At 73.0% G+C, this 13,499-nt stretch carries 12 protein-coding genes; 2 read left to right on the plus strand and 10 right to left on the minus strand.

Features of this window, described 5'->3' with window-relative positions; translation table 11 throughout:
* Positions 1 to 1,380, plus strand: a 1,380-nt coding sequence (locus DJ73_RS15170) for a glycerate kinase (RefSeq protein WP_141212971.1), incomplete at its 5' end; no start/stop codon positions are given.
* Between the two features lie 90 nt (positions 1,381 to 1,470).
* The gene (locus DJ73_RS15175; protein ID WP_094558371.1) at positions 1,471 to 2,484 is read left to right on the plus strand and encodes an aldo/keto reductase; all 1,014 of its coding nucleotides are present in this window, start codon (positions 1,471 to 1,473) and stop codon (positions 2,482 to 2,484) included.
* 9 nt (positions 2,485 to 2,493) lie between these two features.
* Here the strand turns inward: DJ73_RS15175 and DJ73_RS15180 are convergent, their stop codons facing one another.
* From DJ73_RS15180 to DJ73_RS15220, 10 genes are all read right to left on the minus strand, one after another.
* The gene (locus DJ73_RS15180) at positions 2,494 to 4,212 is read right to left on the minus strand and encodes a hydantoinase B/oxoprolinase family protein (RefSeq protein ID WP_094558372.1); all 1,719 of its coding nucleotides are present in this window, start codon (positions 4,210 to 4,212) and stop codon (positions 2,494 to 2,496) included.
* Positions 4,209 to 6,350: a hydantoinase/oxoprolinase family protein gene (locus tag DJ73_RS15185; RefSeq protein WP_094558373.1), complete on the minus strand. Its 2,142-nt coding sequence runs from the start codon at positions 6,348 to 6,350 to the stop codon at positions 4,209 to 4,211. Before DJ73_RS15185 ends, DJ73_RS15180 begins: the two co-directional genes overlap by 4 nt.
* Before the next feature lie 8 nt (positions 6,351 to 6,358).
* The gene (gene hisH, locus DJ73_RS15190) at positions 6,359 to 7,072 is read right to left on the minus strand and encodes an imidazole glycerol phosphate synthase subunit HisH (protein WP_094522153.1); all 714 of its coding nucleotides are present in this window, start codon (positions 7,070 to 7,072) and stop codon (positions 6,359 to 6,361) included.
* Positions 7,073 to 7,166: 94 nt separating this feature from the next.
* On the minus strand, positions 7,167 to 7,307 hold the full coding sequence (locus DJ73_RS20455) for a hypothetical protein (protein ID WP_170938312.1): 141 nt from the start codon (positions 7,305 to 7,307) through the stop codon (positions 7,167 to 7,169).
* Positions 7,304 to 8,272: a phosphonate ABC transporter, permease protein PhnE gene (phnE, locus tag DJ73_RS15195; protein WP_094522155.1), complete on the minus strand. Its 969-nt coding sequence runs from the start codon at positions 8,270 to 8,272 to the stop codon at positions 7,304 to 7,306. The genes DJ73_RS20455 and phnE overlap by 4 nt, the downstream gene beginning before the upstream one ends.
* On the minus strand, positions 8,269 to 9,087 hold the full coding sequence (locus tag DJ73_RS15200; RefSeq protein WP_094522156.1) for a phosphonate ABC transporter ATP-binding protein: 819 nt from the start codon (positions 9,085 to 9,087) through the stop codon (positions 8,269 to 8,271). Before DJ73_RS15200 ends, phnE begins: the two co-directional genes overlap by 4 nt.
* A 27-nt stretch (positions 9,088 to 9,114) precedes the next feature.
* Positions 9,115 to 10,197: a PhnD/SsuA/transferrin family substrate-binding protein gene (locus tag DJ73_RS15205; protein WP_094558374.1), complete on the minus strand. Its 1,083-nt coding sequence runs from the start codon at positions 10,195 to 10,197 to the stop codon at positions 9,115 to 9,117.
* Between the two features lie 153 nt (positions 10,198 to 10,350).
* Positions 10,351 to 10,968: a uracil-DNA glycosylase family protein gene (locus DJ73_RS15210; protein WP_094522158.1), complete on the minus strand. Its 618-nt coding sequence runs from the start codon at positions 10,966 to 10,968 to the stop codon at positions 10,351 to 10,353.
* 92 nt (positions 10,969 to 11,060) lie between these two features.
* On the minus strand, positions 11,061 to 11,819 hold the full coding sequence (locus DJ73_RS15215) for a bacteriorhodopsin (protein ID WP_094558375.1): 759 nt from the start codon (positions 11,817 to 11,819) through the stop codon (positions 11,061 to 11,063).
* The gene (locus DJ73_RS15220; RefSeq protein WP_094558376.1) at positions 11,812 to 13,383 is read right to left on the minus strand and encodes a methyl-accepting chemotaxis protein; all 1,572 of its coding nucleotides are present in this window, start codon (positions 13,381 to 13,383) and stop codon (positions 11,812 to 11,814) included. Before DJ73_RS15220 ends, DJ73_RS15215 begins: the two co-directional genes overlap by 8 nt.
* Positions 13,384 to 13,499 lie beyond the last annotated feature (116 nt).

The raw sequence follows: 13,499 nt of genomic DNA on the forward strand, positions 1-13,499 counted from the left end.
GCCGCCGGCATCGCGGCCGCGCGCCCGGACCGACTGATCCCGAGCGCCGTCTCGGTGCGCGACGGGACGCTCCGGATCGAGGGCTCGACGACGGCCGCGGGCGCCGACGGCGCCGGCGAGTACGACCTCGCCGACTACGACCGCGTGGTCCTGATCGGGGCCGGAAAGGCGTCCGCGGAGGTCGCCGCCGCGCTCGCCGGCGTGCTCGAGGGCGACGACCGCGAGTTCGCCGAGGGCGTCGTCGTCACCGAGGACCCGGCGGAGCGACCGTCGACGGCGGGCGTGGAGATCCTGCCGGGCGACCACCCGGTCCCGAGCGACGCCGGCGTGGAGAGCGCGCGGCGCGTGCTCGACATCGTCGAGCGCGCCGGCCCGGACGACCTCGTACTCGCCGCGATCACCGGGGGCGGGAGCGCGCTGCTCGCGGCGCCCGCGGACCCGATATCCCCGGACGACCTCCGCGAGCTGACCGAGGGGCTGCTCGCCTGCGGCGCGTCGATCGACGAGATCAACGCTGTCCGCAAACACTGCTCGGCGGTGAAGGGCGGCCGGCTCGCGCGGTCGGCGGCGCCCGCGACCGTCGTCACCCTCGCGATAAGCGACGTGATCGGCGATCCGCTCGACGCGATCGCCAGCGGCCCGACGGTCCCCGACCCCTCCACCTACGCGGACGCGCTGGCGGTGCTGGACCGCTACGACCTGGACGTTCCGGGGTCCGTCCGCGAGCGGCTCGAGGCGGGCGCGGCGGGCGATCTCGCGGAGACGCCGACCGCGGGAGACCCGGCGTTCGACCGCGCCCAGGCGTTCGTCGTCGGCAACGGCCGGACCGCGCTCGACGACGCCGCGGACGCCGCCGCCGAGCGGGGGTACGAGCCGCTGGTGCTCGCCGCGGGGGTCCGAGGGGAGGCGAAGGGCGCCGGGACCACTCACGCCGCGATCGCGGAGGAGTGCGCGGTGCGGGGGTCGCCCGCGGAGCCGCCGACCGTGTTGCTCTCGGGCGGGGAGACGACCGTGACGCTCGGCGACGCCGACGGGACGGGCGGGCCGAACGCGGAGTTCGCGGCGAGCGCCGGCCTCGCGCTGGCCGAGGGACCGCTCGGCGGCGACGGGAGGGAGGACGGCGACGGTGACGACGGGCCCCGGATCGTCGTCGCGAGCGCCGACACCGACGGGATCGACGGCCCGACCGACGCCGCGGGCGGGATCGCGGACGCGACGACGCTGGACCCGGACGCCGCCCGCGACGCCCTCGACCGCCACGACGCATATCCCCTGCTCGACGAGGCCGGCTCGCTGCTCCGTACCGGCCCGACCGGCACGAACGTCAACGACCTGCGCGCCATCGTGATCGAGGCGGCCGACTCGGAAGGCGAGTCGTAGACGGACCGCGGCGTCGTCGCGTGAGAGGCGTTCACGCGTCGCATCCGGTTGCTGTAGGTTTTTGCGGCGACCGGGACAAGGTTCGGAGAGATGACGCCCGAACTCGACGAGATCGACCTCGGCACCGTCCCGCTCGGTCGGACCGGGCTGCGAACGAGCGAACTGCAGTTCGGCACGTGGCGCTTCGGCCGCGTGACCGAGGCGGGCAACGTGGAGATCGACGAGGCGCGCGCCCACGAGCTGCTCGACGCCTACGAGGCCGCCGGCGGCCGGTACATCGACACCGCCGACGTGTACGGCGGCGGGGACTGCGAGCGCTGGATCGGCGACTGGCTCGCCGAGCGCGACCGCGAGCGCTACACGGTCGCCTCGAAGGTGTACTGGCAGATCCGCGACGGCGACCCGAACAGCCGCGGCACGAACCGCAAGAACGTCCGCCACCGCGTCGACGCCCTCCTCGACCGGCTCGACACCGACTACGTCGACGTCCTCTACATCCACCGCTGGGACGACGAGACGCCGGCCCGCGAGCTGATGAAGACGCTGAACGGGCTCGTCGAGTCCGGCAAGGTCCACTACCTCGGCGCCTCCACGCTCCGCCCGAACGCCTGGAAGGTCGCCCACGCCAACGCGATCGCCCGCAGCGAGGGGTGGGAGCCGTTCACCGTGCTCCAGCCGCGGTACAACCTCGTCGACCGCGAGGTCGAGGGGGACTACCTGGAGTTCGCCCGCCAGCGCGACCTCGCCGTCTCCCCGTGGAGCCCGCTCGGACAGGGGTTCCTGACCGGGAAGTACGACCGCGACGAGGACCTCCCGGAGGAGTCGAAGGCGGCCGAGTCGAGCCGCTTCCAGGAGGCGTACCTCACCGAGGAGAACTTCGACGTCCACGACGAGCTCGACGCGGTCGCCGACGAGGTCGACGCCTCGCCCGCCCAGACCGCGCTCGCGTGGCTCGCCCACCGCGACGGCGTCACCGCGCCGATCGTCGGCGCCCGCACCGTCGACCAGCTCGCCGAAAACCTCGCGGCCGCGTCCATCGACCTCTCGGACGAGCAGGTCGACCGACTCACCGCCGCGAAGCCCGGCCCCTACGACGAGCTGTAGGGCGCGCCGTCAGTCGGAGTCGTCGGACCGCTCGACCTCCCCCGTCACCTTCCCGTCCGCGCGGTCGCGCTCCCGCGCCGTCGGGTCGCGCTCGCTCGGGTCGCCGTACCCGCCTCCACCCGGCGTCAGGACCGTGACCGTCGTCCCCGGTTCCACGTCGACGGTCGCCTTCGCCGGCACCGCGTCGCCGTCGATCAGGTTCTCGCCGGTGGCGCCCGGCTCGCCGCCCTCGATCCCCGCGGGGGCGCGGCGCCGCCGCTCCGTCAACAGCGAGACCGTCGCGGCGGTCTCGACGCGAACCCGTCGTTCGAGGCCGAGCCCGCCGCGGCGGCGCCCGTCGCCGCCGCTGTCCGGGCGGAAGGCGTACCGCTCCACGCGGAGCGGGTACGCCGCCTCCAGCGCCTCCACCGGCGTGTTGAGCGTGTTCGTCATCCCGACCTGCACGCCGTCCATCCCGTCGGCGTCCGGGCGCGCACCGAAGCCGCCGCCGATCGTCTCGTAGTAGGTGAACGACTCGGCGCCGTCGCGGTCGCGGTCGCCGCGGTCGCCGCCCGCGCCGCCGCGCGCCCCGATCGTGAGGTTGTTCATCGTCCCCTGGCTCCCCGCGGTCACCCGCTCCGGGGCCGCCTCGCCGAGGGCGGCGAGCACGACGTCCGTGACGCGCTGGCTCGTCTCGACGTTCCCGCCGACGACCGCCGCCGGCGGGTCCGGGTTCAGGACCGATCCGTCGGGCGCCGACACCGACACCGGCTCGTAGCAGCCGTGGTTCGGCGGGATCTCCGGGTCGGTGACGCAGCGCACGACGAAGTACACCGCGCTCTTCGCGACCGCCAGCGGCGCGTTGCAGTTCCCGTCGACCTGCGGGGCGCTGCCGGCGAAGTCGATCGCGAGCCGGCCGCCGTCGACTGTCACCGCCGCCCGGATCGGGACGTCGGCGTCGGTGACGCCGTCGCCCTCCATCGCGTCCTCGGCCCGGTAGGTCCCGTCCGGGAGGTCGGCGATCGCCGCGGTCATCCGTTCGCGGGAGTAGTCGATCACGGCGTCGAAGGCGCGCTCGAGGCGGGCGCGGCCGTGCTCGTCGGCGAGCTCACCGAGCCGGTCGCCGGCGCGTCCGTTGGCCGCGAGCTGCGCTTCGAGGTCGGCGCGGCGCTCCGCCGGGGTGCGGACGTTCGCGAGGATCAGGTCGAGCACGTCGTCGACGCGCTCGCCGCCGTCGACGAGCCGGAGCGGGGGAATGCGGAGCCCCTCCTGCTGGATTTCGCGGGCGCCGGCCGGCATGCTCCCGGGGGCCATGCCGCCGACGTCGGCGTGGTGCGCGCGGGAGACCGCGAACCCGACCACGTCGCCGTCGAGCGCCAGCGACGAGACGAGCGTCACGTCCGGGAGGTGCGTCCCGCCCGTGAACGGGTCGTTGAGGACGAACACGTCGCCGGGGCTCGGGTCGCGCTCGCGCACGGCCGCGACGGCTTCGGGCATCGCGCCGAGGTGGACCGGGATGTGCTCCGCCTGCGCGACCATCCGGCCGTCGGCGTCGAAGAGGGCGGTCGAGCAGTCCTGTCGCTCCGTGATGTTCGGCGAGTAGGCACCGCGGATCAGCACCTGCCCCATCTCCTCGGCGACGCCCTCCAGCTGATTGCGCATCACTTCCAGGGTGACCGGGTCGAGGGCGGCGTCGGGGTCGGTCTCGGTGTCGCGGCCGTCGGTGGAGTCGGCGTCGTCCCCGCTCATCGCCGCTCACCCCCGGCCGCGTCCCGCTCGAGCACCACCGTCCCGTCCCGGCGGACGCGCCCGCCCCACGCCGGCGGGACCACGGTCGTGCTCTCGGTCCCCGCGAGCACCGCCGGCCCGTCGAGCGTCGCCCCGGCCCCCAGCGCGTCGCGGTCGTACACGGTCGCCGCGACGGTCCCCTCGTCGGGGAAGACGACCTCGCGGGAGCCGCGCTCCGCGTCGGCCGCGCCCGTCCTCGCGACGGTCGGCGCCGCCACCTCGACGGTGGCCGTGACTCGGAGCGTGACGGCCTCGACGCCGGCGTCGAGCCGGTAGCCGTAGGCGCGCTCGTGGGCCGCGGCGAAGCGCTCGGCGAGGGCGTCGGGATCGACGGCGGACCCGGCGTCGCCGGCGGTTCCGGCTTCGCCCTCGCTCCCCCCGTCGACGGTCAGCTCGAAGCTCTGCCCGGCGTACCGGCAGTCGGCCGCGCGGTCGACGCGGGCCGCCGCGGGGTCGGAGACGTCGTCGAGGACGCGGTCGGTCAGGGCCGCGAAGGCGTCGCCGAGGTCGACGGCGGTCGCGTCGGCCAGCGGCAGCCGGACCGTGCGGGCCGCGTCGTGGGTCTCGTCGGCCGCGAGCAGCCCGTACGCCGACAGCACGCCGGCCGGACCGGGGACCAGCACGCGGTCCATCTCGAGCCGGTCGGCGAGCGCGGCGGCGTGCATCGGCCCCGCCCCGCCGAAGGCGACGAGGTCGAAGTCGCGGGGGTCGCGGCCGCGCTCGACCGTCACCGACCGGATCGCGCGCGCCATCGTCGCGTTGGCGACGCGGTAGACGCCGCGGGCGGCGGCGGCGGGGGCATCGAGGGCGTCCGCGGTCTCGCCGTCGCCCCCGGACCCGCCGTCGCCGCCGATGTCGGCCGCCTCGGCGAGCCGGGAGAGCGCCTCGCGGGCGGCGTCGACGTCGAGCGAGAGGTCGCCGCCCAGCGCCGCGTCCGGCCCGATGTAGCCCAAGAGCACGTCGGCGTCGGTGACCGTCGGCTCCGTTCCGCCCTTGCCGTAGCAGGCCGGCCCGGGCTCGGCGCCCGCGGACTCCGGCCCGACGCGGAGCGCGCCGCCGGCGTCGGTCCACGCGATCGATCCGCCGCCCGCGCCGACCGTCTCGACGTCGACCGTCGGCGTGCGGAGCGGCACGTCCGCGACCGTCGTCTCCGCGGTTCGCTCGACGCGACCGTCGCGCACGAGGCTCACGTCGCTCGACGTGCCGCCCATGTCGAAGGTGACGGCGGCGGGGGCGGCTCCGGTGGCGCCGTCCGCTCCGCCGAGCGTCTCGCCGCCCGCGACCGCGGCCGCGCCGACGACGCCGGCCGCCGGTCCGGAGAGGACCGTGGTGACCGCGCTCTCGCGGACCGTCGCCGCGTCGGCGACCCCGCCGTTCGAGCGCATGACGCGCGGCGCCGGGAGCCCGAGCTCCCGCGCCCCCGCGACGACCTGGCCGAGGTAGTCGTCGAGCTCCGGCGTCAGGTAGGCGTCGGCGACGGTCGTCGCCGTGCGCTCGTACTCCCGGAACTCGGGGAGCACGTCGTGAGAGGCGGAGACGGGGGCCGAGAGCTCCCCGCGGAGGACGCTCGCGACCGCGGCCTCGTTCTCCGGGTGCGCGTACGCGTGCAGCAGCGAGACGGCGACGCTCTCGGCGTCGCTCGCGGCGATCTCCGCGGCGAGGTCGCGGACCGCCTCGGCGTCGACGGATCGCTCGGTCCCCTCCGTCGTCGCGCGCTCGTCGACCTCGAACCGCCGGCGGCGAGGGACGAGCGGGGGCGTCTTCTCGGCGCGCAGGTCGTAGAGGGAGGGGCGGGTCTGGCGGCCGATCTCCAAGACGTCGCGGAACCCCGCGGTCGTCACGAGCGCGGTGTGCGCGCCGTCACGCTCTAAGAGGGCGTTGACCGAGGCCGTCGTCGCGTGCGCGAAGGCGTCGACGTCCGCCGGGTCGATTCCGGCCGCGTCGCAGGCCTCGCGGATCCCGTCGAGGACGCCGGCGTGCTGGGGCGTCGTCGTCGGCACCTTCGCGGTCGTGAGGGCGTCGCCGACGAGGAGCGCCACGTCGGTGAACGTGCCGCCGACGTCGACGCCGATCCGGACCGAGTCGCTGTCGTCGACCATCGCCGACGCTACCGCTCCGCGCAGTACTCGACGAAGTTCCGGAGGATCCGGAGCCCCGTCTCCCCGCTCTTCTCGGGGTGGAACTGCGTGCCGAACACGTTGCCCGCCTCGTTGGCGACGACGGCGGGGAAGTCGACCCCGTAGTCGGCGGTGGCGACGACCGCGTCCGGGTCGTCGGGCTCGGCGTAGTACGAGTGGACGAAGTAGGCGTACTCGCCGTCGACGGACCCACCCGTGGGTCCGTCTGCCTGCGGAGTCTCCGACCCCGATCCGTCGACCCCGTCGACGAGCGGGTGGTCGCGCTCGACATCGAGCTCGTTCCACCCCATGTGCGGGACCTTGCGGTCGACGTCGAACCGGACGTTGGTACCGGGGACCAGATCGAGGCCCGTCACTTCGCCCTCGCCCTCGTGGTCGGCCTCCTCGCTGGTCGTCAGGAGCATCTGCATCCCGAGACAGATGCCGAACAGGGGACGGCCCGCCTCGGCGTGGTCCGTCAGCGCCTCGCGCAGCGGGCCGGCGTTCTCCATCCCCTCGCGGAACGCGCCGACGCCCGGGAGGACGACGCCGTCGGCGGCCGCGAACGCCTCGGGGTCGTCGGTGATCTCGACGGACGCGCCCGCGCGCTCCAGCCCGCGGGTCGCCGACCGGAGGTTCCCGAGGCCGTAGTCGACCAGAACGACGTCCGCCAGCGTCTCCGCGGGCGGCTCGAAGGTGCTCATACCCTCACTGGGAGGGGCATCGAAAAGTCGGTTTCCCTTGTGACAGTCGCGCGCGGCGGCGCGGCGGGGCGGGGCGGCCCGGCGTCGGGCGGGATCAGACGACGCGGGCGCGCATGGCGGCGGTGTCGTCGACGACGCGGACGCGCGCGGCGGCGATGCCGCGACGACGCGGACGCGCGTGGCGCAGGGAGCGTCGAACGCGGTCGATCCGCGGTCGGTCCGGCGGCGCCCTCACTTCAGCGCCGCCTCGGCCATCCGCTGCGGGAAGCCCAACAGCAGCGCCACGATGCCCTGCGCCTCGTCGCCCTCGCGGAGCGCGGAGCGGATCCGCTGAGAGAAGATCTCCACGGAGATGATCAGCACGAGGATGACGAGGATCGTCGCCATCATGTTGGTGAACGCGAACAGCCCCTGCTGGACGGAGAGCACGTTCCCGAGCCCGCCGCCGCCGATGATCCCGAGCGAGACGGCGATCCGGACGTTGATCTCGAAGATGTACAGCGTCCACGCGATGAACGGCGTCGTCACCTGCGAGAGCATCCCGAAGGTGATCGTCTGCGGCTTGTTCGCGCCGGTCGTCTCCATCGCCTCGATCGGTCCGTCCTCGATCTCCTCCAGTTCGTCGGTGAAGAGCCGCCCGAGGTTGCCGATAGTGTCGGTCGCGATCGCGAGCGTCGCGGTGACGGGACCGATCCCGCCGAGCGGGATGTAGATGAGCCCCCACACGAGCGCCGGGATGGCGCGGATCGAGGACATGAGCCCGCGGAAGATGAAGTTGAACGGGAACGGCGTCACGCGGCCGGAGCCTAAGATTCCGAACAGCAGCGCGAACGGGAATCCCATGACGGTGCCGGCGAAGCCCATCGCGAGCGTGATACCGGCCTCGCCGAGGAGCGGCGTGTCGCCTCCGATGCCGCCCCAGATGAGGTTCCGCTCATTGATGAACGTCCAGTACTCGAGGAAGCCGCCCGGGTCGACGAAGGGGAACGACGGCGCGAGGAACGGGAAGAAGTCGCGGAGCGCGTTGAGGAAGTTCGGGAAGTAGGTGGGGATGTTGGCCGCGAAGAAGCCGACGGAGGTGAGCGCGTAGTAGAACACCGCGCCGAGCACGACGAGCGCGAGGCCCATCACGAGCGCCTTGACGCGCCGAGCGAGGACGATCGCCTCGTAGCGCTCCCGGACGGACTCGTCGTAGCTCACTGTCCCATCCCCCCGCCGGAGACCGGCTTCGACGACGCGTCGTCGATCGACCCGTCGTCGCCGTCCCGATCGCTGTCGGGCGCGAACATGCCTTCCGTGTCGATGTCGCCGTAGATCTCGTCGATAACGTCCATGTCGAACTCGTCGCGGTAGCCGTCGAACACCTTCCGCCCGTCGCGGAGCCCGATGAACCGCTCGCCGAACTTCCGGGCGAGGTTCACCTGATGCAGGCTGATGACGGCCGTCAGGTCACGCTTGCGCGCGGCGGTCCGGAGGTACCCCATGACCTGCTGGGAGGAGCCCGGGTCGAGGCTCGCGACCGGCTCGTCGGCCAGCAGTATCGTCGGGTCCTGTACCAGCGCTCGGGCGATGCCGACGCGCTGCTGTTGCCCGCCGGACATGCGCTTCGCGCTCTGTTGGGCCTCGTCGAGCAGCCCCACGGTGTCGAGCGCCTCCAACGCTTGGAGCTTGTCCGCCTCGCCCTGCCGCTGGAGCAGGGAGTCGAGGAAGGTGTTCCGGTTGAGCGACCCGGTGAGCGCGTTGGAGTACGCGGTCATCTGGTCGATGATGTTGTGTTGCTGGAAGATCATCGCGATGTCGTTGCGGGGGCTGTTGACGGGCTCGTCGCCGACGCGGATCTCCCCGTCAGTCGGGGTTTCGAGCGCGTTCATACACCGAAGCAGCGTCGACTTCCCGGACCCGGAGACGCCGAGCACGATGACGAACTCGCCCTGGGGGACCTCGAACGAGACGTCGTCGAGCGCCACGGTGTCGCCGAACCGCTTCGTGACCCCGTCGACTGTAATACGACTCATTAGGTGTAAAGAGAGGTTGAGAGGTGGTTACGAAAGGTCTTCGAACTCGAGACCGAGCTGGTCGAGCACGTCGCGGATCGGCGCGTAGTCCTCGATGCTACCCTCCTGGACGCCGGTGAACCAGAGCGGCTCGCCGTCGTAGTCGTCGCCGTGACTGAGGTCGTCCTCGGTTACGTTCAGGATGGCCTCCTCGATGTCGGCCTTGACCGGGGCGTCCCAGCTGGACCGCGTCGCCAGCGGCGCGCGCGGGATCGGGTCGGACACCGCGAGCAGCTGGAGCTCCGTCTCGGACGACTCGATCTCGTCGCCGGCGCCCTCGTACTCCGCCGAGATGTCGACGAAGTCCTGGGACATCTCCTCGAACTGCTCCTGCGGGACGTACGGGGCCGAGGAGAAGGCGCCGGTCGTCGCCGCCATCACGTCGTCGCGCTGGACCATCTGCTCTCGCGCCGTGGTGTGGTCGGAGTACTCCGCGTCGAAGTCGTTCGCGTCGCCGTCGGGGGCGTTCCCGATGTCGAGGCCCGCGTTCTGCAGCATGGTGAGGGGGACGAGCGTCCCCGAGACGGAGAGGATGTCGCCCATGTAGATCAGCTCGCCTTCGAGGTCGGAGAGCGACTCGATGCCGCTGTCGGGCGTCGTCGTGGTCGTCGAGAAGTACCGCGCCGCGCCGTACGCGACCCGGACCCCGACGACGTCGAGGATGCCCTCGCCCGCGATGACCGCGGACGGCGAGATGTCCGCGATCTCGCCCTGCTCGTTCCGCATCGCCTGGAGCGTCGCGGTGTAGCTGGCCGCGCGGTCGGACTCGATCTCGACCTCGACCTCGGACTCGAGGTACTCGAACATCGGCTGGTACTGCTGTTCGATCTCCACGTCGGCCTCGGCCGGGTTCAGGATGAACTGCGCGGAGGGCACGTCGTCCGTCTCGCCGGAGGTCCCGCCGTCGCTCCCGTCGGAGCCGTCGGACCCGTCGCTGCCGTCGGACCCGTCGCTGCCGTCGGAACCGTCGCCACCGCCGCCGCCGGAACAGCCGGCGAGCGCGACGACACCGCCCGCGCCCGCTGTCTTGATGAACGTACGCCGGTTCGCCGACCGCCTGTTGTCGGACATACAGGCGTTTGTCTGACTGGCGCGACTAATCGTTTTCTATGTCTCCTATATAGATCCCGCCGATTCGTCCGATTCTCCCGCCGACTCCGTCCGATCGGAGCATCTGGGAACTCGGCCGATCCGGCTGTCGCCGGAATCGCTCCCGCGGCCGAATCAGTACTCGCCGAGCCGCGACTGGCCGCTCCCGCCGTCCGCGCCGCCCGCGCCGCTCAGCTCGCCCGCCCTGGCGATCGTCTCGAAGAAGCCGTCGCGCTGGCTCCGGTCGTACAGCGTCGCCGCCGGGTGGACGGAGAGCAGGACTCGCCGCGACGCGCCCGCGATCCGCGCGTCGACGACGTCTCCCGACTCCGACGTGATCGCCACCGACCGGTCGAGCAGGTGCTCGCTCGGCACCTTCCCCAGCGTCACGATCAGCGCGGGATCGAGCCGGTCGATCTCGCTTTCGAGGTGGCCGCGGCAGTTCGCCAGCTCCTCGGCCGTCGGGTCGCGGTTGTCCGGGGGACGACACCGGACGCAGTTGGTGATCCGGACGTCCGCCCGCGCGAGGCCGGCGTCCCGCAGCGCCTCGTCGAGCACGTCTCCGGACCGCCCGACGAACGGCTCCCCTTGCTCGTCCTCGTTCGCGCCCGGCCCCTCGCCGACGAACAGGAGGTCGGCGTCGGTCGGCCCGACGCCGTCAACGATCTGACTCCGCGACTCGACGAGCGCCGGACAGCGCTCGCAGGACGGCACCCGGAGCTCGGCGTCGAGCCCGTCCGCGTTCTCGGTCATGCGATCCGATCCGGGCGGCGGCGACATAAGTCCGTCCGCCCGGCCCGCGCTGGACGGAACGTCAGTCCGCCCGATCCGCGCCGGACGGGACGTCAGTCCGCGCCAGACGTCGCCGCGTTCGGTCCCGAGTCGGTCGGTGCCGCCCCGGCGTCGCCGCCCGGCGCCGAGCCGCCGCTCGTCTCCGGTTCTTCGCCCGCCGCCAGCGTCTCCACGTTCGCGAACGCGAAGCCCGCGAAGCCGACGCGCAGGAGCAGGTCGAGGTACTCCAGCGTCACCGTGCCGGTGAACGCGTCGAGCAGCCCGGCGATCTGGAACATCGCCCACGCGATGAGGACCCCGAAGGCGAACAGGACGAGGTTCCGGGTCTTCTTGTAGAACAGCTCGCGGGCCGGCGGCTGGCGGGACGCCGCGCCCGCGATCGGCCCGAAGTAGAGCCAGACCAGCGCGACGTAGCCGACGAGGATGGTTCCGGTGCCCGCCAGCGCGAGGGGCCCCGCGAACACCTCGGCGACGTCGTAGCCGACCCGCATCGCGACGATGAGGGCGACCACGGCGCCGACGTACCGCCGGCTCGTCCCCGCCACGAACGCCGCGAACCCGAACAGGAACGGGTACGCCACGTAGTCGGTGAGCACCTGTCCGCCCTCCAGCGTGCCGTTCGCGACCGAGAACGTCCCGATCCCGGCCCCCCACAGCCCGACGCCGACGGCCGCGGCCGCGACGACCGCGACGAACGGGTAACAGTACCGGCGCAGCGCCGCCGGTTTGCGGCGCGCGAGCGCGAGCAGGACGACGGCGGAGACGGCGTAGATCCCCGCGGACGCGAACCGAACCGCGGACGGCTCAATCATCGGCCGTCACCTCCGAGTCGGCGGCGGCGCCCGGCTCGGCCGCCGGTCCGGCGCCCGCGTCCCGCCGCGTCTCGAACTGGTCGAGCCGCTGGGAGAGCGACGCGGTCCGCTCCGAGAGCGCCGTCGCCGTCTCGGCGAGGTCGCCGACGGTCTCGGCGGTGTCGTCCGCGGTCTCCGCGAGCGACCGCGCGCGGTCCGCGGCGTCGGTGGCCGAGGCGTGGACCGACTCGACGCGCGCCGCGACGGACTCGATCCCCTCCGCGCCCTCGTCGGTCGCCCGCGCGATGTCGCCCATCGCCACGTCCACGTCCTCGACGGTCCCGGTGAGCTCCTCGATCGCGTCGCCGGCCGCGCGGACCGCCGCGGTCGTCTCGTCGAGCTCCCCCATCGTCCGGTCCATCTCGCCGGCGACCGCGGAGACGTCCTCGGTCACCTCCCCGATGGTCGCCTCGATCTCGGTCGTCGACTCGCGGGTCTCCTCGGCGAGCCCCTTCACCTCGTCGGCGACGACCGCGAACCCGTCGCCGTCCTCGCCCGCCCGCGACGCCTCGATCGAGGCGTTCAGCGCGAGGATGTTCGTCTGCTCGGCGATGTCGGAGATCACGTCGGTCGTCTCCGCGACCCCGTCCATCCGGTCGTCGAGCCCGGCCACGAGGTCGTCCAGCTCCGCCAGCAGGTCGCCGATCGCGACGATCGCCTCGACCGCCTCGGTCGCGCGCTCCTCGCCCCGCGTCCCGAGCTCGGCGGCGGCGGTCGCGTCGCCCGCCACCTCGTCGGTCGTCGACGCGATCTCCTCGACGGTCGCGGAGAAGTCGTCGGTGTCCCTGGCCGTCTCGCGAAGCCGATCGGTCTGCTCGTCCAGCTCGTCGGCAAGCGCCCGCATCTCGGCGGCCACCTCCTCGTTCATCCCGGCGACCTCGTCGGCGCGCGTCGCCATCTCCTCGCTGGTCGACTCCACGTCGCTCGCGAACGACTGGATGTCGTCGACGGTCTCCGAGAGCCCGCCCGTCATCTCGTTGTAGGCGGCGGTGATGCGCTCGATCGCGTCGACCTCGCTCTCCTCGGGGAGCCGCCGCGAGAGGTCGCCGTCGGCCGCCCGTTCCATGGCGCCGCCGATCGTCTCGGCGCGCGCCAAGATCTCGTCCGACATCTCCTCCGCCTCCCGGCGGGCCGCCTCCGCCTCCGCCTCGGCGCGTTCGGACTCGGCGACCGCGTCCCGGAGCGACCGCCGGGTGTCGTCGAAAGCGGCGAACAGGCGCCCGATCTCGTCGCCCCGGTCGGAGGTGGCGCGGGCGTCGAAGTCGCCGCGGCCGACCGCCTCGGCCGTCTCCGTCAGCCGCCGGAGCTCGACCGCGACGTTGCCGATCAGTACGATTCCGAGCAGTCCGAGGTTCAGCGTGACGACGACCCCGACCGAGACAAGCGACGCGGTCGCGGCCGCCGCCGTGCCGGTCGTCGCGACGTGGGCCGCGAAGAGCGCGACGAAGCCCAGCGTCGCCGCCAGGGTCAAGAGCACGGCCGCCCCGACCCGTCGGCCGTACCGCGTGGTGATCGAGTTCAACATCCGTTGTTCGCCCGGAGAAAACTGTCCTACTTAGGAGTAAAGGACAAATTACACGATCCGATAATTCGACCGGCCGGCGGGGCGGGCGAGGTATGCGAGGCGGGCGAGGTATGCGG

It is taken from the genome of Halorubrum sp. Ea1, assembly GCF_002252965.1.
Classification (GTDB): Archaea; Halobacteriota; Halobacteria; order Halobacteriales; family Haloferacaceae; genus Halorubrum.

Coding starts and splice junctions, on each gene's coding strand:
- DJ73_RS15200 (WP_094522156.1), bottom strand. CDS start 9,087: ATGAGTCGTATTACAGTCGACGGGGTCACGAAGCGGTTCGGCGACACC.
- DJ73_RS15210 (WP_094522158.1), bottom strand. CDS start 10,968: ATGACCGAGAACGCGGACGGGCTCGACGCCGAGCTCCGGGTGCCGTCC.
- DJ73_RS15185 (WP_094558373.1), bottom strand. CDS start 6,350: ATGGTCGACGACAGCGACTCGGTCCGGATCGGCGTCGACGTCGGCGGC.
- DJ73_RS15205 (WP_094558374.1), bottom strand. CDS start 10,197: ATGTCCGACAACAGGCGGTCGGCGAACCGGCGTACGTTCATCAAGACA.
- DJ73_RS15215 (WP_094558375.1), bottom strand. CDS start 11,819: ATGATTGAGCCGTCCGCGGTTCGGTTCGCGTCCGCGGGGATCTACGCC.
- hisH (WP_094522153.1), bottom strand. CDS start 7,072: ATGAGCACCTTCGAGCCGCCCGCGGAGACGCTGGCGGACGTCGTTCTG.
- DJ73_RS15180 (WP_094558372.1), bottom strand. CDS start 4,212: ATGAGCGGGGACGACGCCGACTCCACCGACGGCCGCGACACCGAGACC.
- DJ73_RS15175 (WP_094558371.1), top strand. CDS start 1,471: ATGACGCCCGAACTCGACGAGATCGACCTCGGCACCGTCCCGCTCGGT.
- DJ73_RS15220 (WP_094558376.1), bottom strand. CDS start 13,383: ATGTTGAACTCGATCACCACGCGGTACGGCCGACGGGTCGGGGCGGCC.